The organism is Thermoanaerobacterium sp. R66, assembly GCF_028895185.1.
Taxonomy (GTDB): domain Bacteria; phylum Bacillota; class Thermoanaerobacteria; order Thermoanaerobacterales; family Thermoanaerobacteraceae; genus Thermoanaerobacterium.
The window spans coordinates 1,705,774-1,730,448 of record NZ_JAEUWW010000001.1; the positions used below are offsets into that span (position 1 = coordinate 1,705,774).

General features: G+C 36.9%; 24 protein-coding genes and 1 other annotated feature. Of the genes, 6 read left to right on the top strand and 18 right to left on the bottom strand.

The annotated features are described in order from the left end of the window. Positions 1-19 precede the first annotated feature (19 nt). Positions 20-448, top strand: a complete 429-nt coding sequence (locus JJQ93_RS08625; RefSeq protein ID WP_013788801.1) for a PPC domain-containing DNA-binding protein — start codon at positions 20-22, stop codon at positions 446-448. 38 nt (positions 449-486) lie between these two features. Here the strand turns inward: JJQ93_RS08625 and JJQ93_RS08630 are convergent, their stop codons facing one another. The 4 genes from JJQ93_RS08630 to JJQ93_RS08645 form a co-directional block, all read right to left on the bottom strand. After that, complete coding sequence (locus tag JJQ93_RS08630) at positions 487-1,542, bottom strand: NAD(P)/FAD-dependent oxidoreductase (RefSeq protein ID WP_274893482.1); 1,056 nt, start codon at positions 1,540-1,542, stop codon at positions 487-489. A 35-nt stretch (positions 1,543-1,577) separates the two neighbouring features. Next, positions 1,578-2,654, bottom strand: coding sequence for an FAD-dependent oxidoreductase (locus tag JJQ93_RS08635; protein WP_274893483.1), 1,077 nt, complete (start codon positions 2,652-2,654; stop codon positions 1,578-1,580). Further along, positions 2,651-3,112, bottom strand: coding sequence for a DUF2383 domain-containing protein (locus tag JJQ93_RS08640; protein WP_274893484.1), 462 nt, complete (start codon positions 3,110-3,112; stop codon positions 2,651-2,653). Before JJQ93_RS08640 ends, JJQ93_RS08635 begins: the two co-directional genes overlap by 4 nt. A gap of 94 nt (positions 3,113-3,206) precedes the next feature. Next, entirely contained in the window at positions 3,207-4,142 is a 936-nt protein-coding gene (locus tag JJQ93_RS08645; RefSeq protein ID WP_274893485.1) for an L-lactate dehydrogenase, read from the bottom strand. A 182-nt stretch (positions 4,143-4,324) separates the two neighbouring features. On the opposite strand from JJQ93_RS08645, the gene JJQ93_RS08650 reads away from it, so the two are divergent. Beyond that, positions 4,325-4,852, top strand: a complete 528-nt coding sequence (locus tag JJQ93_RS08650; protein WP_274893486.1) for a hypothetical protein — start codon at positions 4,325-4,327, stop codon at positions 4,850-4,852. 148 nt (positions 4,853-5,000) lie between these two features. Then, complete coding sequence (locus JJQ93_RS08655) at positions 5,001-5,735, top strand: DUF881 domain-containing protein (RefSeq protein ID WP_085113167.1); 735 nt, start codon at positions 5,001-5,003, stop codon at positions 5,733-5,735. Positions 5,736-5,773: 38 nt separating this feature from the next. Here the strand turns inward: JJQ93_RS08655 and JJQ93_RS08660 are convergent, their stop codons facing one another. From JJQ93_RS08660 to galT, 5 genes are all read right to left on the bottom strand, one after another. Continuing rightward, on the bottom strand, positions 5,774-6,886 hold the full coding sequence (locus tag JJQ93_RS08660) for a GNAT family N-acetyltransferase (RefSeq protein ID WP_274893487.1): 1,113 nt from the start codon (positions 6,884-6,886) through the stop codon (positions 5,774-5,776). Then, the gene (locus tag JJQ93_RS08665; RefSeq protein WP_085113169.1) at positions 6,859-7,479 is read right to left on the bottom strand and encodes a DedA family protein; all 621 of its coding nucleotides are present in this window, start codon (positions 7,477-7,479) and stop codon (positions 6,859-6,861) included. Before JJQ93_RS08665 ends, JJQ93_RS08660 begins: the two co-directional genes overlap by 28 nt. Before the next feature lie 108 nt (positions 7,480-7,587). Further along, positions 7,588-8,754, bottom strand: coding sequence for a glycogen synthase (gene glgA, locus JJQ93_RS08670; protein ID WP_274893488.1), 1,167 nt, complete (start codon positions 8,752-8,754; stop codon positions 7,588-7,590). Beyond that, positions 8,747-10,324, bottom strand: coding sequence for a hypothetical protein (locus JJQ93_RS08675; protein WP_274894080.1), 1,578 nt, complete (start codon positions 10,322-10,324; stop codon positions 8,747-8,749). Before JJQ93_RS08675 ends, glgA begins: the two co-directional genes overlap by 8 nt. A 9-nt stretch (positions 10,325-10,333) precedes the next feature. Beyond that, entirely contained in the window at positions 10,334-11,305 is a 972-nt protein-coding gene (gene galT / locus JJQ93_RS08680) for a galactose-1-phosphate uridylyltransferase (RefSeq protein WP_274893489.1), read from the bottom strand. A 304-nt stretch (positions 11,306-11,609) separates the two neighbouring features. Between galT and JJQ93_RS13025 the strand changes: the two genes are divergently transcribed. After that, positions 11,610-11,690: a putative holin-like toxin gene (locus JJQ93_RS13025; RefSeq protein ID WP_223814574.1), complete on the top strand. Its 81-nt coding sequence runs from the start codon at positions 11,610-11,612 to the stop codon at positions 11,688-11,690. Between the two features lie 283 nt (positions 11,691-11,973). Here the strand turns inward: JJQ93_RS13025 and JJQ93_RS08685 are convergent, their stop codons facing one another. After that, positions 11,974-13,071: an RNA-guided endonuclease InsQ/TnpB family protein gene (locus tag JJQ93_RS08685; RefSeq protein WP_274893490.1), complete on the bottom strand. Its 1,098-nt coding sequence runs from the start codon at positions 13,069-13,071 to the stop codon at positions 11,974-11,976. Then, complete coding sequence (tnpA, locus tag JJQ93_RS08690) at positions 13,068-13,472, bottom strand: IS200/IS605 family transposase (RefSeq protein WP_274892474.1); 405 nt, start codon at positions 13,470-13,472, stop codon at positions 13,068-13,070. Before tnpA ends, JJQ93_RS08685 begins: the two co-directional genes overlap by 4 nt. A gap of 411 nt (positions 13,473-13,883) precedes the next feature. Here tnpA and JJQ93_RS08695 point away from each other — a divergent pair, with 411 nt between their 5' ends. Then, positions 13,884-14,876 (top strand): sodium:calcium antiporter, encoded by a 993-nt coding sequence (locus JJQ93_RS08695; protein ID WP_503010164.1) that lies wholly within the window; start codon positions 13,884-13,886, stop codon positions 14,874-14,876. Here JJQ93_RS08695 and JJQ93_RS08700 read toward each other — a convergent pair whose 3' ends face one another. The 7 genes from JJQ93_RS08700 to JJQ93_RS08730 form a co-directional block, all read right to left on the bottom strand. After that, positions 14,877-15,380 carry a flavin reductase family protein gene (locus JJQ93_RS08700; RefSeq protein WP_274893491.1) on the bottom strand — a complete coding sequence of 168 codons (504 nt, stop codon included), beginning with the start codon at positions 15,378-15,380 and terminating at the stop codon, positions 14,877-14,879. A 104-nt stretch (positions 15,381-15,484) separates the two neighbouring features. Then, positions 15,485-16,417: an SPFH domain-containing protein gene (locus JJQ93_RS08705; protein WP_085113174.1), complete on the bottom strand. Its 933-nt coding sequence runs from the start codon at positions 16,415-16,417 to the stop codon at positions 15,485-15,487. A 2-nt stretch (positions 16,418-16,419) separates the two neighbouring features. Further along, positions 16,420-16,833: an NfeD family protein gene (locus tag JJQ93_RS08710; RefSeq protein WP_274893492.1), complete on the bottom strand. Its 414-nt coding sequence runs from the start codon at positions 16,831-16,833 to the stop codon at positions 16,420-16,422. Between the two features lie 217 nt (positions 16,834-17,050). Continuing rightward, positions 17,051-18,448 (bottom strand): family 4 glycosyl hydrolase, encoded by a 1,398-nt coding sequence (locus tag JJQ93_RS08715; RefSeq protein ID WP_274894082.1) that lies wholly within the window; start codon positions 18,446-18,448, stop codon positions 17,051-17,053. A 179-nt stretch (positions 18,449-18,627) separates the two neighbouring features. Further along, a complete protein-coding gene (gene larAH6 / locus JJQ93_RS08720) occupies positions 18,628-19,881 on the bottom strand; it encodes a nickel-dependent malate racemase, LarAH6 family (RefSeq protein WP_274893493.1) in 1,254 nt (417 codons plus the stop codon). Between the two features lie 26 nt (positions 19,882-19,907). After that, entirely contained in the window at positions 19,908-22,370 is a 2,463-nt protein-coding gene (locus JJQ93_RS08725) for an MBL fold metallo-hydrolase RNA specificity domain-containing protein (protein ID WP_274893494.1), read from the bottom strand. An 11-nt stretch (positions 22,371-22,381) separates the two neighbouring features. After that, positions 22,382-23,110, bottom strand: coding sequence for a fumarylacetoacetate hydrolase family protein (locus JJQ93_RS08730; RefSeq protein WP_085113050.1), 729 nt, complete (start codon positions 23,108-23,110; stop codon positions 22,382-22,384). 140 nt (positions 23,111-23,250) lie between these two features. Next, positions 23,251-23,481: a binding site (T-box leader), on the top strand. 48 nt (positions 23,482-23,529) lie between these two features. Here JJQ93_RS08730 and aroF point away from each other — a divergent pair. Continuing rightward, complete coding sequence (gene aroF, locus JJQ93_RS08735; protein WP_085113051.1) at positions 23,530-24,537, top strand: 3-deoxy-7-phosphoheptulonate synthase; 1,008 nt, start codon at positions 23,530-23,532, stop codon at positions 24,535-24,537. Positions 24,538-24,675 lie beyond the last annotated feature (138 nt).

The window sequence follows — 24,675 nt, forward strand, 5'->3', positions numbered from 1 at the left end:
CAATTAAGGAGGTTTTTGTATGGGTCATATTAATATAGATGTAAAAAGAAGGTTTATGGGTCGCTTTAAGTACGATAACGATCTTTTGCAGGAGATAACGACTTTCATAACAAATGAGAATATAAGATCTGGTGAGATAAGGATTATAGGCGCGGTAAAAAAGGCCCGGTTCGGCTACTTTAACCAATCTACAAAGGAATACAAATTTATCGAGAAAAACGAGCACATGGAAATACTGAGTGCCATAGGAAATATATCCTTAAAAGACGGCAAACCATTTCCACATGTACATATAATTCTTGCTGACGAAAACGGAAATGCCTTCGGCGGTCATCTCATGGAAGGCACAAAAATATTTGCTGCTGAATTTGTCATCGTAGACTATGGCGAAAACAACTTAGAAAGGGTCGATGACGACTACACTGGATTATCTCTTTGGAATCTATGAAAAAAAAGCTTAAAAGGTTTTTGACGCCTTTTAAGCTTTTACTTTATAAACTTTAGCATCGTGTGCCCGTATTTTATCACATCTATATTTGTGTTATACACTATATGCCTAACAAGTGGCATGCCTAATATCTTAACCATTCTGTCATAATCGCTGTTACTGAATTTATCCAGTTTATCTCTGTAATCTGAAAGCATTTGTACCTTATCAGTTATAGTTTTGACCATTTTTTCATAGTCTTCACCTGTTGCAATCGATCTTGCAGCGTAAATACCGCTTTCTAAAGCGTGAAATGCTCCAAGCCCTAAAAGCGGATCTAAAAATCCAGCGGCATTTCCAACGAAATACACATTGTCGATTTTGTGCTCTTTAGCAATACCTGTATTTAGCTCTAATTCATAAGTCTCCACCATCTCATAGCTAAATCTCTCAGTTTTTAAAAAAAGCTGCCATAAACTGTCTAACTCACCGTGCTGTGCATAGGTTGTTATAAGAACTAAAGATGCTTTAGTCTTATCAAAAGGCATGATGTATCCGTACCCAGATCTTGCGTAATCAGTGTTAAACCACATCTCTGCCGTATGTGGTTCGAAATTCCCTAAGATTGTGGCACCTTTTATCCATGTAGTAACGGTAGTCCTCCACTCTGTAAGCTTTTCCAGTATCCCAGAATTACCAGTGGCTACGACTACAAAGTCAAATTCTCTTGATAGCTCTTTGTAATCAGGGTCTGCATTAAAGTTTACCTTTGACTTCACACCTCTTGCCAACTGATTGTCAAGTGAATCCGCATCTTTGCTTCTTAAGACGAAATACCCATGATTTCCTTTTACTGTTGACGTGTACATTGGAGAATGCATGATGATCTTTGTCATCTTCTCAACAGGTGTCAATGATATGCCATAGGTACGCCTAAAGTAGTAAACTGGATCTTTAATCGGCCTATCTTCCATGTTTAAAAATGAGCCAATGTTAGGCTGAATCGTCCCTATAGCATTTTTTCTCTCAAAAATCACACACGTTATTCCAAGCCTTTCAAGCTCATGAGCACATGCAAGCCCTGATATTCCTGCTCCTATTATGGCAACCTTCATAGCCTAAAATTCCTTTCATGTAATTTTTATCAACATTAAAACTTAAATAATTCATTGACGGCGTATCGTATTATGAATGAAGAATATTTTATTATGTTAAAATTTGTATCGTAAATAAGCTGCTTTATAAGTGGCGTTGTCAAAAACTTTATAAGCCTGTCTATCTTATCGTTATCTACCGTGTCGATGGCTTTTCTAAACTCTAAAAGCTTTAAATTTGCATTTGTAAGATACACCATTTCATTTTCAAAATTGCAGCCTGTTGCAATGCTTTTTGCTGCCAAAGCACCACCTAAAATTGATGCAAACTGGCCAAAACCCAAGAATGGCTCGATGGCCCCTCCTGCATTACCTACAAAGTACATGTTCTCGTACGTATGTGGAAACGCATTGCCTGATATATGCTCATAGTCATAAACACTTACTACGTCATATCCGATCTTCTCTATTTTTAAAAACATCTCCCAATACCTGTCTATTTCCTCTTTTGTGATGTAAGGAACTATAAGTGCTAAAACCGCTCTTTTATCGTCAAAAGGAGCAAGGTATACATAACCGCTTTTGCAGTAGACTGTGTTCATCCACATTATAAGCGCATTTGGGTCGAATTTACCGATTACTTCGGCTATTTTAAGCCTTGTATCAACCAGCGTCTGCCAACATCCTAACTCATTTGGTATCTGATGATTTCCAGTCGCCACAATGACATAATCATAAACTTCCTTTAGATTTTTGTAGTCTGCGTGGACATCAAAATTGACATTCGCCTTTAATTTCTTGTATAACTGGCTTTCTACAGATAATTCTCCTTGCCCTTTCAGCATAAAGTATCCAAGTCTTCTGCCTTTAATTGTGCGAGTGACAGTTGGGCCATGCATCACAATCTTGTCTATGTTGTTAAGCGGCGCAATGGCTATATCAAAGTTATTTTTTAAGTATTCTAAAGGATCGTCTATTGGCCTATTTATGACATTTAAAAGTCCTGCTACATGATTAAAAGCATCGCCGACTTTCGATTTTCTCTCAAATATATCAGGCTTTATCCCATAAGATTCAAGCCTTATAGCTGCAGTTAAGCCTGCAGAACCTGCGCCTATAATAGCTACTTTCATTTATTTTCCCTCGGCGTCGTATATACTATGCTGTTGGGCTCAGTCGGCTTTGATTTTAAAGATTCTATGTTCTGCTGTATGATAGTAATAAATCGCATCTCATCATCCCTCATCTGGGTAAATATCTGCCTCACATACGGATTAGTTATGTTTACGAGATTTTCGTTGTAGAACATCTGCTGATTTATCAAATCCTTCTCTATATCCTGTAAAGCGTCCATCATATCATAAGACATATTCTTCTTTACAAGGGAATCTATCCGCATCGTCTTTTCAGCAGCAACAATCTTGTCTACATGGTTTAAGGCAGTAATCTCTATCTGTTTCAATACTCCTTTAACTTGACTATCTGATATGTTTTTGCCGTAATCTTTTGCCTTTTTGTGTATCACATCTTCGTAATTTTTAGCCTTTTTAAAGGCACTCGATATAATCTCCTGCGGGCTCATATTCTGCATTTTGCATCACCGTTATTAGATTTTCCACATTGCATCCCTTATATACATGAAAAGAGGCTTCATCACATGGATGTAAAGCCTCATAAATATTTGATCATATATCCAATTGCTTTATGACATCTGCCATGACACTTGCTGAATGCCTAAACTTCTCCACTTCTTCGTCAGATAAAGGCAAGTCCAAAATTCTGGCAACGCCATTCCTGCCTACGATAGACGGCAAGCTTAATGAGACATCCTTCACGCCGTACTGTCCATTTAATGGAGATGATACTGTGAGAATGGAATTTTCATCTCTTAAGATGCACTCCACAATCCTCCTTACTGCAACTGCAACAGCATAGTATGTAGCACCTTTTTTGTCTATTATCTTGTAAGCGGCATTTACGACTTCTTCTTCCACTTCTTTTCTAAAATTCGTGTTGCAGACGCGCCCACATATGCTGCAGTACTCATTAAATGATATACCCGATATGTTTGTTATGCTCCACGCTGCAAACTCTGTATCTCCATGCTCGCCAATTATCCTTCCGTGGACATTTCTCGGATCTATATTGCAGTGCTTGCTTAAAAGGTATCTAAACCTTGAGCTGTCAAGAACGGTGCCAGAACCGAAAACTCTGCCCCATGGAAGTCCAGAAATCTTGTATGTAACGTACGTCAGTATGTCTACAGGATTTGTCACAATCAAATATATGGCTTTGTCATTGTACTTTAAAAGCTCAGGTATCATGGACTTAAATATGGCTGTATTTTTCTTTACAAGGTCAAGCCTCGTCTCACCTGGCTTTTGAGCAGCACCTGCTGTTACAACTATTACATCCGCCCCTTCCACATCTTTGTAGTCGCCTGCATACACATTTACAGGCTGTATTAGCGGTATGCCGTGGCTTATGTCCAGTGCATCTCCTATAGCCTTGTCCTTGTTTAAATCTATAAGCACGATATCTGTCACAGTCCCACTTAATGCCAGTGTAAATGCCGATGTTGCACCGACAAAACCAGATCCTATTATGGCTACCTTACTCATTACATCGCCTCCTAAATAATATATATTTTCCTTTAATAATATTATAACATAGTTTTGGTGAAATTGTCTAAATTTTAATCTTATTTTGTCCTTATTGATAACAATTATTTACGTTTAAAAATAAACACAAGTGGAATATTAGAAGTAAGTATATGAATGTTTTGTGAAAGGATTGAGTTTAAATGAGCGATATAGATGAGATAAAAAAATTGATGGAAAGACTTACAGAAAGCGAAAAAGACAAAGAAGAAGCCAGCAAAAAGATGCAAGAAGTATTGGGCAAATCCATCAGAGAGGTAAAAGAAATACTGCTGACATTAAAAAAATACATAGCCAATGAAAATGTGACATTAAGAAGCTACAGCGGCAAAACATTTGCCACAGGGGAAGGAATCATAATCTACGACAAAGGCATAGACGAAAAAATAATCTTAAAATCAGACAGAAGCTTTTACCTTTATAAAGTGGAAAATGACCAGTTGGTGACAGAAAAAATAGAGGATTTAGACATACACGACTACATGAGCTACGACACTCTCTTTGACAGCGTGAAGAAATCTTTGATAAAATGCATACAGAAAAACGAAGAAGACATATTGGCATACAAAAGCACTATGCTTAAAATCGACAAGTACAACAAAGATTTAGAGGAGATATTGGCTTTAAAAAATGCGACTGAAGAAAATAAAGTAAACGAAGAAGATCAATGATTCAAAAGAAAATGAATTTATTACTAATCTGTAACACAATATTAATATTTTTTTAATAAATTTTATCTTTATACGTGATATTATTATATATAGAATGAAAATGAAGTTTTCATAAGTGGATATATCAGCCCATGGGGAGGATGAAAAAATGAAGGGTAAGGTTTTTCAAGTTGTTTCTTTTGTCATGGTGTTTTTAATAATGGGCTTTATGATATCAATGGAATTTAAGACTATACAAGGCAGTGTAAAGACTGCAGCAGATACATCTCGCGGAAGCAGCGTAAATGTTGATGAGCTAAGCAGCGAACTGCAGAACATGACTGACGAGAGAAATGCCTTAAAACAGCAAGTGGCAGATCTTAATAAAAAGCTTGATGAATTAAACAGCTCATCATCAAAATACGAAGCGACTTTAAATGCTCTGTCACAAGATGTAGAAAAGTATAAAGAGCTTGCAGGTTTTACTGCCATGACAGGTCCAGGAGTCATAGTCACTTTAAACGACAGCGACCTTCAGCCAAAAGATGGAGAAGACCCAAACATGTTTTTGGTACACGATGAAGACCTGATAAAAGTAGTAAACGAGCTAAAAGCTGGCGGAGCTGAAGCCATATCTATAAATGACCAAAGGCTTATAGCTACATCTGAAATAAGATGTGTAGGTCCTACCATCAACATAAATTCTACAAGATATGCTCCTCCATACGTCATAAAGGCGATTGGAAATCCTGACACATTAGAAGCTTCACTAAATCTTAAAGGCGGCATTGTAGATACTCTTAAATATTATGGAATAAAAGTGGACATACAGACATCTAAAAACATCGTAGTACCTGCCTACACAGATCCAATAAGCTTAAAATACGCTAAAGCGACAAATTAACTTTGCCTCTTACCTTAATACATTTTATTAAGATAGGTTCAGTCATGACTGAACCTATCTTTTATCTTGTTTATTATTTTATTTTCAGCAATTATATAATAAAGGCAAAACCTGCCTGCAATAGAAGGATATGAAGCGACAAGCCTCATGTTTCTCTTTTTATCATTAGTCCAATCTTCTTTGTACTTTTCATCTCCCCTTAAGAAGTCGTAGACTTCATCTCCAACTTCTATTGAGCGCTTTATCGATAAACCTAATGTTACAGCTCCAACGCTTAATCTGCTGTAATCCAAATCGTAGCCGCTTATGTAGTAATACCTTTTCCCACCTACATGGTAACTTAATAAGCTTGCGACGATTTTATCATTGTCTTTTAATTCAAACAAGCTTAAAATACCCCTGTTGAAAAAGTCAAATGCCAAAGCTTTGTGAAAATCCCTGATCCTTTTAGAATAAAATGCACCCGGCATATGTCGTTTTCTCCACCTTGCCTGATGCAGCTCTATTAGTCTATCCATCGAATCATCTATCTCATTTTCATCTGCCACGCACATGAAACTTCCATCGCACTTTGTGAAAAATCTCTTGATCTCGTACTTTATATTTCTTCTAAATTTGCCGTCAAGGGATGCCAAGTATTCATCCCACGTTGCCGGCAACTTTATGTATGGGCATACATCTTGAACATCGTAATCGTAGTAAAGCCAGCTATCCATTATATACGGATATATGCCGCTGCTCTCTGGAAGGTGCTCCAAGTCTAACACTGTAAACCTGTCTATTGTCGACTCCAAATACTTTATAAGTGAGCGATAAAAAATATCTTCATATCCGTATTTCACTATGAAGTCAAGGTAATCGCTGTTATTAGAGCCTATGAATTTTATCCTCTTTACAGGAAGCCCCATCTCACCAAATGTCATCATAAAAGGAGCTATTCCAATAGGGCCTTGATCGCCAACTATCAAAAGAATCCACAGCTTTTTGCCGCCACCGAAATACTTCCACCAATTTACAACCCATTCAAAAGTGTTAAAAGGATAAACCTTAGAATTTTCCTCCAGTTGATGCCATATATCCTTGATGCTTAAAAGAGTCTTTACGTCCCTCACTATCTTTATCTCTATGTCAAGTATCTTTCTTTCATCCATAAAAATATCCTCCAAACGACGTACATAAATAGGATAAAGCCTACAAGCATTAACAAATAACCCCACCACGGGTACGTCCTACCGATTAAGTCTATCTTTAAAATCTGCATCGACACTAAATACGAAACAGACGTCCAAAAAAGTGACCATAAAAGATCGCCGATGGCAGAAAACACAAAAAACGACTTGAAGTCCATCCTTGTTATGCCTGAAGCCCAGATGGCAGGCGTCCTTGGCAATCCTATGAGACGCCCTAAAAGGTTAGTAACACCACCATATTTTGAAAACCAACGGTCCATGCCTTCTAAGTCTTTAACAGTTATCTTTAAAAAATGGCCATATTTCTCTACAAAAGTCCTGCCTGATTTGGCACCTATTATGTACGCTAATACATTCCCCGACACATTCCCTAACGCTGCAATCAAAACTACAGCCAAAAAGCTCATCTGACCTCTTGATATAAGGTAACCTGCCGCCAGGAAGAGTATCTCCACAGGTCCTGGCATACCAGTGCCTTCAACCAGCAATGACAGAAACAATGCCAAATAACCGTAATCTATTATTAAGCTGTATAAGATATTAGTGTTCTCCATAATTACCTTCCAATCAAAAATTTCTATATAATAGTATACATCTTTATCGCAAAATTTAAAAGCAAATGACACAATAAAAAAGAGCCTTTAGGCTCTCAAAAAATCCATTTATTTTTTGTAATTCTCTATGACATTTTTGTAAAGGTCATAAGTCTTTTTTGCAATTGATTCCCAGCTAAACATGTCTTCTACTCTCCTTCTGCCGTTTGCACCAAATAAAGCAGCTAAATCCCTATCATCAAGAAGAATATTGATTTTTTCCGCTAATTCATGTGAATTGCCAGGCTCCACTAAAAATCCAGTTTCCCCATCTACGACTACTTCTTTTATTCCACCTGTAGCGCTGGCAACAACCGGCGTGCTGCAAGCCATTGCCTCAAGATTTATAATGCCAAAAGGCTCGTATATTGATGGACATACAAAAACATCGGCATTGCTGTAAAGCTCTATGACTTCTTCCTTTGAAACCATCTTGTCAATCCAGATGATGTTTTCATAAAGCTTGACTTTTTCCTCCATCTCTTCCTTGATTTCCTGTGTATCAGGTGATGAAGCGCACAATACGACTTTTACATCCTGTGGCAAATATTTTACAGCATCTATAAGATGAATTATTCCCTTTTGCCTTGATATCCTTCCTACAAATAAGATGTACCTTCCCTCTATTCCGTATTTTTCTCTTGCCATGTTTGAATCCGTCTTCTTGTACTGGTTTAAGTCTATTCCATTGTATATAACCTCAATCTTATCTTCTGGCACATTGTAGCACTTCATGATATCTTTTTTAGAATCATTAGATACAGCTATTATCTTGTCTGCCGCCTCAACACCTGTTCTCTCCATCCATGTGCTTAAGTGATACCCATTTCCAAGCTGCTCTTCCTTCCAAGGCCTTAGAGGCTCCAAGCTATGAATGGTGACAATAAGCGGTATATCGTAAAGCATCTTTGCCAGAAAGCCTGCCATAAAGGTGTACCATGTGTGACAATGAACAATATCTGACGAAATCCCATCGCTTACCATGGCAATATCTGTTGTCAATGGTCCCAACACTTTTTTAAATTTATCGTCAGAAGCTTTTTTCAACATCTCCCATTCTCTGTAGCCTTTTACTTCCATGTTTTCAAAATGATTGTCTTGATCTCCAAAGCATCTGACATCAACATCCATAAGCTTTGACAATTCCCTCGTCAAATAATCCACATGGACACCTGCGCCACCGTAAATATTAGGCGGAAATTCATTTGTAAATAAAGTGACCTTCAAATTACCCATTGTATACCTCCAAACTTGAAATATTTTTTAATTCATCTATACACTCGATAATGCCTTTTAGGGGTATCTTAAACCAAGATGGCCTGTTGTTGACTTCATAAATCGCTTCAAACACAGCCTTATCCAGCTTAAACAAGGCTAAAATGGCAGTAATGTATTTTTCATCAGGTATTAAATCTGCGTCGTGTTCATTGATTAGATTTACATAGTTATCAACAAACACGTTTGTTATAACGGTTGCCCATGTAGACAAAAGATTTTCTACCTTTTCTAAATCAATACCACCTTTACCATTTTCCTTGTATTCAAAAAACTGTGAGTAAGCAGCATAGTTAAATGACCTTATCATGCCAGCCACATCTTTTAAAGGGGACATATGCCTACTTCTCTCAGAAATAGGTTTTGTAGGCTCTCCTTCAAAATCTATAAGTATATAACCGTCTTCTTTCTTTAAAAGCTGCTCTAAGTGCAAATCGCCATGGCATCTTAAATATTTGCCAAAGTATGGCGCTAAAGATCTAATATTCTCGATGCTTTCCAGTAACAAATTCTTGTCAGTAATTATTTCGTTTATAAGGCTTTCAACATCTTCACTGTAATCCTGATTTTTCATGTAATCCAAAAGCAAATTAAAATTAGATATTATCTGATTTGTAATCTCATCTATGTTAGACTCATTAGGCTCTAAGACACCAAAATTGCCTTCATTAATAAGTGACAGCTTAATGTGCATATTGGCAATAAGCTTCGATATTTTCTTCACTTCGCCTATATAATCGCTGCAATTTTTGTATACAAAGCTTACAAAGTCGCTACCATCGTACTTCTTCACAAACTCCTTCAAGTACTCCTGAGTGTACTGCCACATGTCAGCAACATTTTCGATGTACTGCGAAAACATCGAAAGAGTGTATATGGTGCCTTTCCCATCGTCGTACAAAAAATACCCTCTAATATCTTGCACATCGTTAAAACCATATTTTCTAAGCATGTAAGTCATTTCAAGATCGGGATTCATTCCATTAGCCATTCTCCTAAAAGTCTTCACTATCTCATTTTTGCTAAGCAATGTAAGGCTATTGCTGGACTTGTTGTTTAATCTTTTTGAACTGTATATGTCGTGATTTAAAATCATGTAAGGCTTAAGTCGACTGCCTGATTTAAACTCAATTTCTTTTCCACCTCTTAATATATCATCTAAGCATCTGATGTACTCCACATCATCAACAGCATCATATACGCCGTACACACAATTGCCATCATTGTATGCAGCAAGACAGCTATCACTTAAAACATTCTTTCTTACAATAATAGGAAAATAATACCGAGATTTTTTTTCTTCGCCACTTATGGTTTCAAAAATAAAATCTATAAGTGCTGCAATAATAATAAACGATCTATCAATACCTAATATAGCATAGTCAAAAAGCGTCTTGTCTTTTATATAAGAGGCTTTCTCCTGAAACCATCTGAATTCTTGAACCTTGTCATCTTTGATGGTTTTTACAATATAATCTATCTTCGACAAGAAACCATCAAAATCTCCTTCTTCAATGTGCACATAAACCATTCCTTTCAATTAATCTAACCTTAAGATTGAAGCTGCTTCTTCTGGCGGCGTAGGATTTATATATGCTCCTGTTGCAAGCTCAAATCCCGCAAATGTGGTAAGCCTTGGCAATATCTCTACATGCCAATGAAAATCCCGTCTATCATGATGTGGCACTGTATGAATGACTATATTGTACGGCGGATTGTCAAAAAGATCCTCATACTTCTTTATAAGCGATTTAAGTAATGATGAAAGACTTCGTATGTCATCGTCGTCCATCTCGTTAAAAGCCTTGACGTGTTTTTTAGGAAGTATCCATGATTCATACGCAAATTGCGATGCATAAGGGCATATAACTATAAACTTATCATTTTCGGCAACGATTCTTGCCTTTTCTTTCATTTCTTCATCGATGATGTGGCAGTAAGGGCATCTTCCGGTATCTGCCTCATGCCTTTCAACGCCTTTTAGCTCTCTCTCCAAAACCTCAGGTACAAATGATACGCCCATAATCTGCCAATGTCCATGTTCTAAGGAAGCACCACCGTTTGCACCAAAGTTTTTAAACATCTGAACGTACTTAATCTTCTCATCCTTCGCAATATCATCGTATCTTAAGATGAGTGCCTTCATGATGTTCTCAATGCCTTCTACTTCCATCTGCCCCAAAGTCATATCATGATGCTGGCTTTCAACGATAATCTCTGCCACACCATACCCATCGTCTGCCTTGTACAATTCACCTTCATGCTTAGCCACATTCACATCTTTTTTAAAAGCCGCAAACTTGTTGTTAAATCCTCTTAATGTCCACATGCCATCCTCCCCACGAAACTCTACAAGCGTAGGTGGCGTCATAGTTTCATTTCCAGGGCAAAATGGGCATACTCCGCTATTCTTTATGACATCTGCCTTCTTAAAATCGTGAGGCCTTTTACCTCTTTCAGTAGAAATAACTGCTATCTTGCCTGTAACAATATCATATCTAATCTCCGACATATCATCACCCTTATCAAAAAATAAAAAGCACAATTAAATCAACTAAGTAAGAAAAATCAGCTATATGTTAATCGCATGTATGTGCAACCGAGTGCACTTCTTAAGTATATAATATACTTTTTTATACAAAATGTCAATCTTATTTTTACAATCTATCGCAATATATGCGGTTTTAATGAAGCAAACAAAAAAGCACTCAAATTGATGAGTGCCTAATGCATTTATATATGCTATAATTATACTTGAGGTAGTCGGATAAGCAGGGTGCGGTTGCCACTCTCCTCATAAGGAGGTGGTTGCTATGATGAATACATATCAAACGTTGTCTTTAATGATAATGTTTGGAATGTTAATTATAGCAGTCCTCGATTTTAAGAGGAAATAACCGCCCTGCTGATACCAGGACGGTTTAAGATTTTTTAAAACCGCTCTCGGGCAACCGCATTTTGCGGACGGCTGCCTCTCTATTTATATTATAGCATAATTCTTAAAAAAATAAACAAAAATTTAGCTGTCTTAAATCTACTAGTGAACCTACTCCATCCTATAGAGGCTGGAGTTTCCTACTTCATAGACCGTTGCCTACTGCTATTCACAGCAGGTCTTACACAATCTCCATAGGCGTAACTTCGGGAGGAACCTTCCCTACGAAAAATGTTGTTGCGTTTTTATACAGCTATTCTCAATTGTCTTAATCCCTCATGCAGCACATTTATCGCTGCATTTATATCTCTGTCTATCTCTAATCCGCACTCGCATTTGTGTATTCTTACTGATAAGTCTTTTTCTTCTATTTTCCCACATTTTGAACATCTTTGTGATGTATATGCTGGATCTACTTTTACGAAGATTTTTCCTTCTTTTTCTGCTTTATACTGGAGATATTTGTCTAACATTCCCCATCCTGCATTTGCTATTGATTTTGCAAGTTTATGATTTTTCATCATATTTTTTACTTGCAAATCTTCAACGCATATGATGTCATTATGTTTTACTATGTTATAGCTTATCTTATGTAGATAGTCCCTTCTTTGATTCGCTACTTTTTCATGAAGTTTCGCTAATCTTTTCTTTTGCTTTTCTCTGTTTTTGCTTCCTTTCTTTTTTCTTGATAATTGTCTTTGCAGTCTTTTTAGTTTCTTCTCTGATTTTTGTAGCCATTTAGGATTTGAGTATAACTCTCCATCTGATGTTGCAGCTATTGAGTTTATTCCTTTGTCTACTCCTATTGCTTTTTCTCTTATGACTGTTTTTTCTTTTTCTTCTTCTACTTCAACTGACAGATTTATATACCACTTTCCTGCATGGTATTTTATGTTTATTGTTTTGACTTTTGTTGGATCAAAGTTTCTATGTGCTTTGATTTTTATATGCCCTATATTTTTTATGTATACATATCCTTCTTTCCCAAAGTTTCTTTTTGTTTCGCATTGTGGAAGTGTTATTGATGTGTAGTGATATTTATCTTTGAATTTAGGATATTTGGCTCTTTTGTCAAAGAAGTTTTTATATGCTCTATCTAATCTTCTCAACACATCCTGTAATATTTGCGACTGTACTAATTTGTATTCTGGATGTTCTTTTTTATATTTTGGAAGCATGTTCTGCTGTTCTTTATATGTAAGTCCTTTGCCATATTGTTTGTAATGTTTTATTCTTTGATCCAGTGAATAGTTGTATAATTTGCGACATAAATACAATGTATAAAAAAGCTTTTCTTCTTGTTCTTTTGTGGGTTCTATGAAAAAATGCTGACATGTCATCATCTTTTCTCACCTTGGCTTTCTATATACTGTTTTATAACTTCTATAGGTGCACTACCAGTTGTAAGAAGACAGTAACTTCTTGACCAAAAATATTCTTTCCAAAGTTTTTGTTTTATCTGCGGATATTCTTTTTTTATGAGTCTAGATGATGCACTTTTATAAGCATTTATGAATTTTGATATTTCAGAATTAGGTTCTGCTTTGAAAAGTATGTGTACATGGTCTTTATCGTGATTCCATTCTTGCAGTGATATATTATAATTGGATGATATATTCTCAAATATCTCCTTTAATCTATTTGATATGTTATCGTCTATTACTTTTCTTCTGTATTTTACAACCATTATAAGATGATAATACAGTAAGAATACTGAATGATTATTATTATCTAATATTAGCATTATATCACCAGTTTACTTTTTACTTCTGATAAGATTATAACATATAATGTTATGGAAAACAATAGAAATTCATCTCCCACCTATAGGAGAATGGGAGAATTCTTTCAAGCTTTTATTAAACTAATATTCCATGAACCAATAAACATTGTTATGAAAAATATTATTAAAAGCGAACGATTAATGAAGCTTACGTAATATATCACGATGAGCGAAGCGCAGTTTGGCGTATGAGCGAAAGCTAAGCCTAACAACGCATAGACGGCGTTAGCCAAACAAGCGAAGAGAATCGATGATATATAGTAAGCGGAATTTGTGAGCGTTAATAATATTTTCCATGAATATAATCTCTCATTCCAAATTATAATTTAGTGTAGTCTTACGCTTATTCATAAATAAAAGGAGCTGTTTATATTGGCTTTGCTTACAATCATGCTTTTAATGAGCCTGGCGTTTATATTGATTTCGTGCGCTTATTTTACAAATGCCGTAGAATGGTTAGGCAAAAAGTTTAACTTAAATCAAGGAATAATCGGAAGCATCTTTGCCGCTGTAGGAACAGCAATGCCAGAGACGATTATACCTGTAATTGCAATCATATTTCACAATGGCCAAGCATCAGAAGAAATAGGTGTTGGTGCGATAGTCGGCGCTCCCTTCATGCTGTCGACACTTGGCTTCTTTGTCACAGGTGCATCTGCAATAATATACGCTTTATTTCACAAGAGATCTTTAAAAATAACCCCTTCGCTGACTGGATTTCAAAGAGACATGTCGTATTTTATAACCATGTACTCTTTAGCCGTCATCACTTCCATAGTGAATAACTACATAGATATTAAAAACATTGTATCAATTGCTATACTTGTTTCATACTTCGTTTACGTCATCCGCACATTTTCATCCAATGATGAAAGCATAAATGATGTAAAAAATTTGTACTTCTCGGCCAATTTTCATTCAACGCCTACTGTACATCTCATCCTTTTGCAGCTTATACTTTCCCTTTTGGGAATATCCTATGGCGCCCACATATTTATAAAGTACACAGAACAATTATCTGCGATAGCAGGGATTCCTCCAGCCATACTGTCATTAATCATAACGCCTATAGCAACCGAGCTTCCAGAAAAGCTTAACTCTGTCTTATGGATAGGTCAAAAAAAAGATACCCTTGCCCTTTTAAACATAACAGGGGCAATGGTATTTCAATCATCTGTGCCTGTCGCCATAGGCATGATGTTTACAGAATGGCATTTGACTGGGCTTACTATGCTTACAACCATGTTATCACTTATATCATCATATATAAGCCTCTTATATGCATCCAACAAAAAAAGTTTAAGCCCATTTGTTTTGATATCAGGCATCATTTTCTATGCAATCTTTTTAATGGCACTGCTTTGACTATTCTTTTATGTATGATGCAACAATTTCGCCAAAGTAAAACGTATGGTAATCTGGATACCATCTTTTATCAATATCAGCATCCAGATTTTCCTTTATCATCTCCTGTTTGTATATGACTTTACATTCATAGTGAAGTGAACACTCGCCTATTATAGGAGTCTCAATCTTTTGTGATGGAATAGGTGTAAGATTGCACTCCTTAAACTTATCAAAATCCCTACCTGATTTTGTGCCGCAAAATGCAATGGCTTTATTTAAGTCCTCATTTAAAGGCACGCTAATCGTAAATTCACCTGATTTTTCGATTTGATTGTACGTAAAGCGGGACTTTCTCACTGCAACTAAGAATACAGGTTTCCCCCAAAAATAAGTTATTCCTCCCCAGCCAATTATCATGGTATTTAACTTATTCTCTTTAGTAGTCAAAAATATGCCTCTTGACGTAAGCTTTTGATTCACCTCTTTTAAGTACATATCGTAAGGCACATCTTTAATAGTCATGTTTCATCCCTCCGCAATATTTTTTACATTATACATTTTATAGCTTAACCTTAAAAAAACCAAATCATATGAAAAAGCCTCGAGTAAACTCGAGGTGTAGAAAGCTATTGATTTTTAATGAGATCTGCAACTGCCGTTATGCTTCCTAATGTTCCAACCAATTTATCAGGAATAATAAGCTTATTGGCAGGATTCTTTGCCATCTCCTGCAATGCTTCTATTTGCTTTAATGCTATGACAGTCTCATTTGTACCTGACTCTAATATGGCCTTATTTACCAATTCAATGGCCTTTGCCTGTGCTTCAGCAATCGCCTCAATGGCCTTCGCTTTGCCTTCCGCCTCTAATATCTGCGACTGCCTTAAGCCTTCAGCCTTTCTGATATTTGCTTCCTTCTCAGCCTCTGCCTGCAAAATTTTTGCCTGCTTTTGACCTTCAGCGACAGCTATGGCACTTTGTTTCTCACCTTCTGCCTGAAGTATTGTAGCTCTCTTATCTCTTTCTGCTTTCATCTGCTTTTCCATCGCTTGCCTTATTTCATCTGGCGGAGTAATATCCTTTATCTCTACAGACAGTATTTTTATGCCGTATGCGTCTGTAAGCTGATCAATCACTTTAAGAAGCTCTGCGTTTATCTTGTCCCTGCCTGACAAAACTTCGTCAAGCGTCATATCTCCAATGATGTTTCTCATGTTTGTTATTGTAGAATAGACTATACCTGATCTGTAGTTCTCTATGTTGTATATGGCATCTTTTGCACTCATTACCTTATAAAATATTACATTATCGACAGATATTTTCACATTGTCCTTCGTAATGACGTTTTGCGGCTCAATATCCAATATCTGCTGCTTTGTAGATACTTTCGCCCGTACATAATCAACAAAAGGTATCACAAAATGCCAACCCGGCTCCAACACCTTGTAAAACTGTCCCAATCTCTCAATGACGTAAACATAACCTGTTTGAACGACTTTTATGGACGCTACAGCAGCAATAAATATGAGAAGAAGCAATATTATAAACAAAATAAACACTTTTATTCCTCCAATCTCTTTACAATTAATTTATTTCCAGATATACCTGTTATAACCGCGTTGTCACCGCTTTTTAGGGGCACATCAGATTTGACAGTCCAATATATGCCTTCAAAAAATACCTGACCAGTCTTGCCGATATCGTCTTTTATCTCTATGGTCCTACCTATATACTGGTTTTCATATGGATAAGTCTTTGGTATGTTTTTAAATTTCTTTCTCAAGTATTTAAACGAAAAAATGAGTGAAACAATTCCTACTGCGAGAAATGCAAAAATCTGAATCGGTGTATTAGCTCCTAATAGATCCGCACATATTGCAAAAAAAGCTCCCATTGAAAAATTAAAAAATATGAAGTTGCTTGTAATAAGGTCAATAGCTATACCAATTATCATTATTGAAATCCATAATGTCAATAGGCTTTCCGTATTTATCCCCCTTTCTTGTTAAAAATTTGATATTTTATCTTAGTATACCACAGTATGTGTCCAACATAAAGTAGTTAGACAAGCTATTTTATAAATTTTCTATAAATTTTTTGGGCAATATAATAGAGCCGATCGCATAGTATCGGCTCTTTTAAGGAGGATCATCAATTTTAGTTTACAATAAATAGCCGTAATTATAAAGATGTTATCCTTTTATTTTCCATCCATCTAAATATTTTTTCGTATTTTCAAGCATTTCATTAAATAATTTTTTCGCATCTTTTAAAGATATTGTAACAAGCGGATCATTTACAAAAGCACTAAAAGCTAAGTCGTAATCTTTCTTTAAAGCAGCTTTTAACGTCGTTTCTTGGTTGTATACCTGCCTTAGCACGAGGCCATTTACATTGTCAGGCAATTTCCCTGATGATACAGGCTTTAGTTTATTTCCTGAAAATAAAGCGTTTGTTTCAACTACCGCACCATATGGTATTCCTTCAATCTGTCCATAGTTGGGAATATTGACATTAGTCACTAAATCACCTAAGCCTAATAGCGCTTTAATTTGCCTAACGCCTTCTTCACCTGTTTCCTTTAACTCAAATTTTTCCTCGCCTGTCTTAAGCCTTTTACTTCTTTCAAGCCTGCGCTTCAAGTCTTCTTTTCTCCAACTTACAGTCGTTAAGCCAAACATCCATTCTCTGACTGTCTCTTGATCTTTTAAATACCAATATCCCGGCACAAATTCCGCCAGATGTCTATCACCCGCTGCAGCTATCACTCGATATCTTAAAAACAGATCAAATTTTACTCTCTCTGCAGATACAAACGAATTGTTCATCCAATTATTGTTAGCATCGCTGACAAATCCACTTTCATAATACTTATTCACAAATTGTCTATAAACATCCATTAAATCTATTTCTTTGTATATTGCATTGTCGATCCATGTAAAATGATTTATACCTAAGACATTTATCTTTATATCTTCCCTTGGAACATTTTCAATACCTTCTATATCCTGCAAAGCACGAGATAATAGCTTTTGTGTGCCAAAAACTTCATGGCAACATCCAAAAGCTTTAACTTGAGGGAAAATTTCATATAATGTCCTGACACAAAGCGTCATAGGATTTGTATAATTTATGACCCACGCATCAGGACAATGCTCTTTAATCGCATTGGCAATATCAACAAACATCGGAATTGTCCTTAAAGCTCTGACTATTCCACCAGGTCCTACTGTATCACCTACTGACTGGTAAATGCCATACTTTTCTGGTGCATGAACATCAGATTCCATCTCATCGAACGTACCTGGCAAAATAGATATTATGACAAAATCAGCACCTTTTAGTGACTCTTCTAATGTCTCACAGGCTTTATAAAGCCATTTGCCTTTAACGTCTTGTCTCATTGATAGGGAATTACCTATTATCTCATTATCACGTGCTGCATCATAATCTATGTCATATAACTTTACTGTACCAGAAATGCTCTCTTCCTTTGCTAAGTCGGTCATTAAATTCCACGCCCATCCTCTTGAGCCACCACCGATATAAGCAATAGTGATGTCATGCACCTTTCCATCTGTATATCTCATAAAGCTCATCCTCCTGACATAAAATAATTTATCAATTATTTCAGCTCTTTCCTCATTCAATTTTGCATAATCTTTCAATGCATACATTTCGAAATTCATTCGCCTTAAATCATCATTACAATAAATTATTTTTTTCGTTCCTACCACATGAGCTTTGAATACAGTTGATGCTTTTATTATCAATTCTCCACGTATGGCAGCGTGGAATTTGCGTATGGAAGAACAAGTACCTTAGGATCGTGATATTTTTTAATAGCTTCATCAAGTGCATCCTGCGGAGTCTTTGCATATTTAAAGAATATCTTTTCAGTAAAGCTGCTGTCAAAAGACGACACAAGGTAGATATCAGCCCTTTTTAATACTTCGCAGATTACAGCGGCTTTATGCGCTCCAAGCCTGAACTCTTCTTTTATCCACTTTAATGGCTCATCTACAGATGATGAATTTACCATCCAGTCTGAAAAAAGCTTCTCTCCAAGCCCTTCTCTGCATTCCGCTACCAATATTATAGTTCCACCGTCTTTTACAGAATATTGGGCGTTGTCAAGGCCTTTTTGCGCTTGATAAAGGTTAATGTCTTTTGGGTATCCTCCGCAAGATGCTACAACAATATCAGCTTTTTCTGGAATAACTCTTTTGTACATCTTATCGATGTATTTAGCGCCTTCTCTGTGAGCTTTTATGGGATCCCCTGACACTACTTTCACTATCTCTTTGTGGCTATTTAAGACTGCGTTTACTATAAAATCGACGCCGGCCAGCTTTCCTCCTTCTTCGATGTCTTCTCTCATAGGGTTTCCATCGATTTTGCCTGGCATCGCTCCTTCTGAAAACATGAGAACGTGATTTCTTTCTATTGTATTTTTGCTGCAAACACCAGGTAGCAGCGCTTTATGTCCTCCGCTGTACCCTGCCTTATAGTGAAGCTCTAAGTTGCCTGTAGCTATGATGAAATCTGCATTGTATACTTCACGAAAGACTTCTACAGGCGTACCTCTTTTTGTAGTGCCAACGTATACGCAGTCATTTATATCATGGTCGATGCACTTTATCCTATTAAACACTTCTTCACCAACAAGCGTCTTCTTTTCATCATCTGTATGCTTTCTATGGTATCCAAGCCCAAAAACGATTTTTATGCTGTCATCACTTATACCAGCCTTGTTTAATTCATCGATTATAGGCGGTATTAGAATGTGAGACGGCGACGGACGTGTTATGTCGCTGGCTAATATTACGACATCTTTTTTGTCCTTAACCAAATCAGATAAAGGCGCTTTACCAATTGGATCTTTAAGCGACATCGATACTTCTTCCACAGGATTTTCAACGCCGGGTAAGTCCTCAGGATACAGCACTGTAGACATATTTTCATCTACTTTTACATTTACTGCACCTTTTCCGTATTTTAATGAGATCTCTTTATAACCCATCTCAAACCTTCCTTTACAATTTATATTTACCTAAGTCTCAAGCCTGTCATGTCGTACAGCATGTCATCTATTTTTTTAATAATCTCATCATCTGCATCGCCATCTATTGATATGCCAATCGTCATGTCATCTAAATACACGCTTGGATTTTTCTTAAGCTTAACTCCCATTTCTCCAAATACTCTCTTTGCAATATTTATGACTTCTATCTGATTGCACCCATTTCCTACTAAGATCTGCCAGCCAGTCCTCTTTATAAGTTCATCTATTTTTCCTTTGTACCTTTCACCGACTACCTTAGATATGAATGATAGCTCAATATACTTGATGCCATTTAATGTCTTTATGCTTTTTTTATAAGGCTTATGAGGCAAATCCCTAAACACCTCGTCTATGATCTTAAGTGCTTCATTCTGCTCCAGTTTATCATCACCTGTATCGACAAGGCGAATTGTATCAACTGGCGCGTCTTGTCCATTAATAACGAGCTTAAGTCCCGTCTCATTGTAAAATTTATCTTTCACTTCTTCAATATTTTCAATTTCTCCGTCGATCTTTACAGATACTAACTTGTCTGCGCCTTTGTAGGATACTTTGTTAATAGTAACATTTGGCATAAGCTTATATATCACATCATTTATGGCCGATGTGTTTACATTTTCGTTTAATTCGACTTTCCACCCTGTCCTCTCCTCAAATTCTTTAAATAAATCTGAATACTTATTTTTAGCTACATCTGGAAAATCAAAGTACAAAATAGCTATCTTCTCATCAAATCTGGCGCCTTTTTTGTAAAGTCCCGTTTCTCTGCTAAAGTATTCATCAACTAACGACAGCATCTGATTCACTTCCATAGGGCCTTCATCTTTTTCTGATTTTAGTTCTTCTTCTGATATAGCGTGATATAAAAACATCATCTTTTTATCAGGTTGGAAATATAATGAGTTATTTAATAAATCTTTTAAAGCATCAGTATCCCCTATACAACCCCATATTCCCCCTATATCTTCTACAGATAATGCGGCATCTGCACCGATTCTGTCAAGTACAAATCTCCAAAGCTTTTCTATATTGATTTCGTTTAAAGCTTCTTCCATTTTCATTGAAGGATATGGATTTCTTTTAAGCTGTTTTCGCGGATTTTGTATATCAATCTCCTGCACATCGCCATTTTGTGGCATGTACACATCTGTTTTAATGTCTTTTTGTATCTCTCTTCCTAAAAAATTTATCGTATCTGGATCGCCATGGATTAAAAACACTTTTTTAGGATAAAGGAAATTTACAAGCGACAGTATCTCGCTCATGTCAGCATGTGCCGAAAGTCCAAACTTGTCAACCGCACATTTTACCGGTATTTCTTTATCCGCCAATTTAAGCTTTTTATCATCGTCTTTCTCATCCGTAAGCTCCAAAAGCCTTCTTCCAGGCGACTCCTCGTCTTGATACCCTGTTATGGCTATCAGATTTTTTTCATCTTCTGCCAGTTTTTCAGCATACCACTGGCTGGGACCGCCTGTAAGCATTCCTGAGCTTGATACTATAACGCATGGCTCTTTTATGATTTCTTCCCTCATTTCAAATTTGTCAACTGGCATTACATTGTCATCAAAAAATATTTCTCCGCCTTTAAAAATTTTCTTAGCCAGAGTTTCCCTTAAGTAGTTTGGATTTAACTTGTAAATCCTGCATATATCTTTTACCATGCCATCTACGTAAACCTTTGTACTTATCATGCCTTTATTTATAGCCTTTTTAAGTATGAGGATTATTTCCTGAGCTCTACCCAAGGCAAAGGCAGGTATCAACACCTTTCCGCCATTTTTTACTACAGATCCTATCTTCTCAACAAGCCTTGATTCTTCTAATTCTCTATTTGCATGAAGCTTGTCACCATACGTAGATTCAAAAAAAGCTACATCAGGCCTTAATTTAGGTATGGAAGCGCCTTCTATCGCATTCTGCCTAAATCTTGAGAAGTCACCTGAGTAAAAAAAGCTTCCCTCATTTCCGACTATGTATATTGACGCTGCACCTGCTATATGGCCGGCACTGTAAAATGTCACCTTTAAATCAGAATCTAAAAAAGGTGAAAATGTATGCCCAGGCGTATGGCATATTATCCTGTTTAACATTTCTTTTACGTGTATCTCAGCATAAGCAGGTATCTCCGCTTCTCTTTCCATTATCTTCAAGCTGTCATACAAAAGTACCCTTGTCAAATCTTTTGCAGCATGTGTCATGTATATCTTGGCATCAGGGTAAATTCTTGATATTATAGGCAGTGCGCCAATGTGATCCATGTGAGCATGGCTTATCAATATCACATCGACACCGCCATTTTCCTGGATAAGCTGAAAATCAGGAAGGTTGTCCTTACTTGACGACATCCTTATGCCACAATCTAATAAAATATTTTTCCCGTCTATATTCACCAAATAGCAGGATGCACCTACTTCACTTGCTCCGCCGCAAAAATAAAACTTCATGTGTATCCCCTTTACTTGACTTTATTTGTAAGCTTGCCTATTCCTTCAATTTCAATTGTGACCACATCCCCTGACTTTATCGGTCCCACTCCCGATGGGGTTCCTGTAAGTATTACATCGCCAGGATTTAATGTCATGACATGGGATATGAATGATACAAGCTTAGGTACATTGAATATAAGGTGCTTTGTGTTGCTGTGCTGCTTCAATACGCCATTTACGTATGTTTTTATCTCTAAGTTTGAAGGGTCTAAATCGGTTTCAATCCATGGCCCTATAGGCAAAAACGTATCAAATGACTTTGCCCTCGTCCACTGGACGTCTTTTGACTGCAGATCTCTGGCTGTGACATCATTTGCGATTGTATAGCCAAGTACATAGTCTAATGCATCATCTTCTGAAACATCCTTCGCCGCCTTTTTTATGACGACAGCCAGTTCTCCTTCGTAGTCAACTCTCTCTGACATTTCAGGAATCACTATGTAATCATCAGGCCCTATCGCTGCAGTTGCAGGCTTTATAAATAGAGTAGGCTCATCAGGGCGCCTGTCCCCCATCTCCTCAATGTGATCTCCATAATTCAATCCGACGCATACAGCCTTTGTCATATCGCATGGCGGCAGAAGCTTCACATCGTCAATCTTTAAACTTTTAATCAAACTCCCATCTATTGTAAAAATATTTTCACCATCTACTATTCCATACTTCTTTCCTTCATCATCTATTCTTACAATTCTCATGTATATCGCTCCTTTTTATATCTTTTTATAGATATTTTAGCATAATATAAAAGAGGTGTAAAAACATTTTAGTAATTTAAAGTAAAAAATTTTATTGACACAAGGGTCTTTTTGTTGTATTATTATTACAATAATTTGAGTGAAAGACGATGAAAGAGGAAAGTAGGTATGTGGAGGATTATAGAGAGTCCGGGATGGTGGAAGCCGGATATCTTAAACATATTGAAGTTCCCTCTTAAGTTGCGATCTGAAACCATAGTAGGTGATGCCGGAGTCTTCTACCGTTAAAAAGAAGGGAGTATGATTGTACTCTTAGAGTGAACCTTTCATGGTTAATAAAGGTGGTACCGCGGAAAATCTCCGTCCTTTGGGATGAGAGATTTTTTTTATAAGATAATATGTTAAAAGGGGTTGATTTGATGGTCATTATAATGAAAGAAAATGCCACAGAAGAGAATATAAAAAATGTCTGCGAATACGTAAATAAATTCAATCTATCGACGCACGTAGTAAATGGCGCCGAAAGGTCTATAATCGGCGTCATCGGAAATGTGGAAGTCCTGGAAGATAAGCCTATATCATCAATGGAAGGCGTATACGACGTCGTCAGGATTTCTTCACCGTATAAGCTTGTGTCAAGGTCTGCAAAGCCTGACAGCACTGTCGTAAGAGTCAAAGATGTAGACATCGGCGGAGGCAGTTTCGTCATGATGGCAGGCCCATGTGCAGTAGAAAGCTATGAGCAAATGCTTGAAGCTGCCAAAGCAGTCAAAAAATCAGGTGCAAAAGTTTTAAGAGGCGGTGCATACAAGCCAAGGTCATCACCATATTCTTTCCAAGGATTAGAAGAAGAAGGGCTTAAGATACTAAATGCCGTCGGGCGAGAAACAGGTATGGTCACTATAACAGAGATAGTCAGCAGCTCCCACATAGAAAAAGTATCACAATACGCAGATATACTGCAAGTAGGCTCAAGGAACATGCAGAATTTCGAGCTTTTAAAAGAGATAGGCAAGTCAAACATGCCGGTTTTACTGAAGCGTGGCTTGTCATCGACTATAGAAGAATGGCTTAATGCAGCAGAATACATCATGAAAGAAGGAAATCCCAATGTCATACTTTGTGAAAGAGGCATACGCACATTTGAGACGTACACAAGAAACACTCTTGACTTAAATGCTGTGGCTGCAGTAAAAAATTTATCACATCTTCCTGTAATAGTCGATCCAAGTCACGGCACAGGCAGGCGTGACCTTATAGCGCCATTATCAAGGGCTGCCGTGGCAGTTGGAGCAGATGGACTCATCATAGAGGTGCACCCGCATCCCGACATGGCCCTTTCAGATGGTGCACAGTCATTGACCCCTGAAGAATTTGACAAAGTTGCAAAAGAAGTGAATAAAATTCTTTTGGCATTGAAAGGTTAAAGCTAAAGCTGGATTATCATACGATAGCCCAGCTTTTTTTATCAGCACACATTAGATTTTTCTATGTTTTACAAACATTCAGCATAGAATAATATACGAAGTTTTAGATGAAGAAAGAGTTGTAAAAATCTACAGGAT

Coding starts and splice junctions, on each gene's coding strand:
- JJQ93_RS08700 (WP_274893491.1), bottom strand. CDS start 15,380: ATGACTATTAAAGATGTGCCTTACGATATGTACTTAAAAGAGGTGAAT.
- JJQ93_RS08650 (WP_274893486.1), top strand. CDS start 4,325: ATGAGCGATATAGATGAGATAAAAAAATTGATGGAAAGACTTACAGAA.
- JJQ93_RS08645 (WP_274893485.1), bottom strand. CDS start 4,142: ATGAGTAAGGTAGCCATAATAGGATCTGGTTTTGTCGGTGCAACATCG.
- JJQ93_RS08725 (WP_274893494.1), bottom strand. CDS start 22,370: ATGAAGTTTTATTTTTGCGGCGGAGCAAGTGAAGTAGGTGCATCCTGC.
- larAH6 (WP_274893493.1), bottom strand. CDS start 19,881: ATGGGTTATAAAGAGATCTCATTAAAATACGGAAAAGGTGCAGTAAAT.
- JJQ93_RS08665 (WP_085113169.1), bottom strand. CDS start 7,479: ATGGAGAACACTAATATCTTATACAGCTTAATAATAGATTACGGTTAT.
- tnpA (WP_274892474.1), bottom strand. CDS start 13,472: ATGCTAATATTAGATAATAATAATCATTCAGTATTCTTACTGTATTAT.
- JJQ93_RS13025 (WP_223814574.1), top strand. CDS start 11,610: ATGAATACATATCAAACGTTGTCTTTAATGATAATGTTTGGAATGTTA.
- JJQ93_RS08715 (WP_274894082.1), bottom strand. CDS start 18,448: ATGAGATATACAGATGGAAAGGTGCATGACATCACTATTGCTTATATC.
- JJQ93_RS08685 (WP_274893490.1), bottom strand. CDS start 13,071: ATGATGACATGTCAGCATTTTTTCATAGAACCCACAAAAGAACAAGAA.
- JJQ93_RS08655 (WP_085113167.1), top strand. CDS start 5,001: ATGAAGGGTAAGGTTTTTCAAGTTGTTTCTTTTGTCATGGTGTTTTTA.
- glgA (WP_274893488.1), bottom strand. CDS start 8,754: ATGGGTAATTTGAAGGTCACTTTATTTACAAATGAATTTCCGCCTAAT.
- galT (WP_274893489.1), bottom strand. CDS start 11,305: ATGTCGGAGATTAGATATGATATTGTTACAGGCAAGATAGCAGTTATT.
- aroF (WP_085113051.1), top strand. CDS start 23,530: ATGGTCATTATAATGAAAGAAAATGCCACAGAAGAGAATATAAAAAAT.
- JJQ93_RS08635 (WP_274893483.1), bottom strand. CDS start 2,654: ATGAAAGTAGCTATTATAGGCGCAGGTTCTGCAGGCTTAACTGCAGCT.
- JJQ93_RS08660 (WP_274893487.1), bottom strand. CDS start 6,886: ATGGATGAAAGAAAGATACTTGACATAGAGATAAAGATAGTGAGGGAC.
- JJQ93_RS08640 (WP_274893484.1), bottom strand. CDS start 3,112: ATGCAGAATATGAGCCCGCAGGAGATTATATCGAGTGCCTTTAAAAAG.
- JJQ93_RS08675 (WP_274894080.1), bottom strand. CDS start 10,324: ATGGTTTATGTGCACATTGAAGAAGGAGATTTTGATGGTTTCTTGTCG.
- JJQ93_RS08625 (WP_013788801.1), top strand. CDS start 20: ATGGGTCATATTAATATAGATGTAAAAAGAAGGTTTATGGGTCGCTTT.
- JJQ93_RS08630 (WP_274893482.1), bottom strand. CDS start 1,542: ATGAAGGTTGCCATAATAGGAGCAGGAATATCAGGGCTTGCATGTGCT.
- JJQ93_RS08730 (WP_085113050.1), bottom strand. CDS start 23,110: ATGAGAATTGTAAGAATAGATGATGAAGGAAAGAAGTATGGAATAGTA.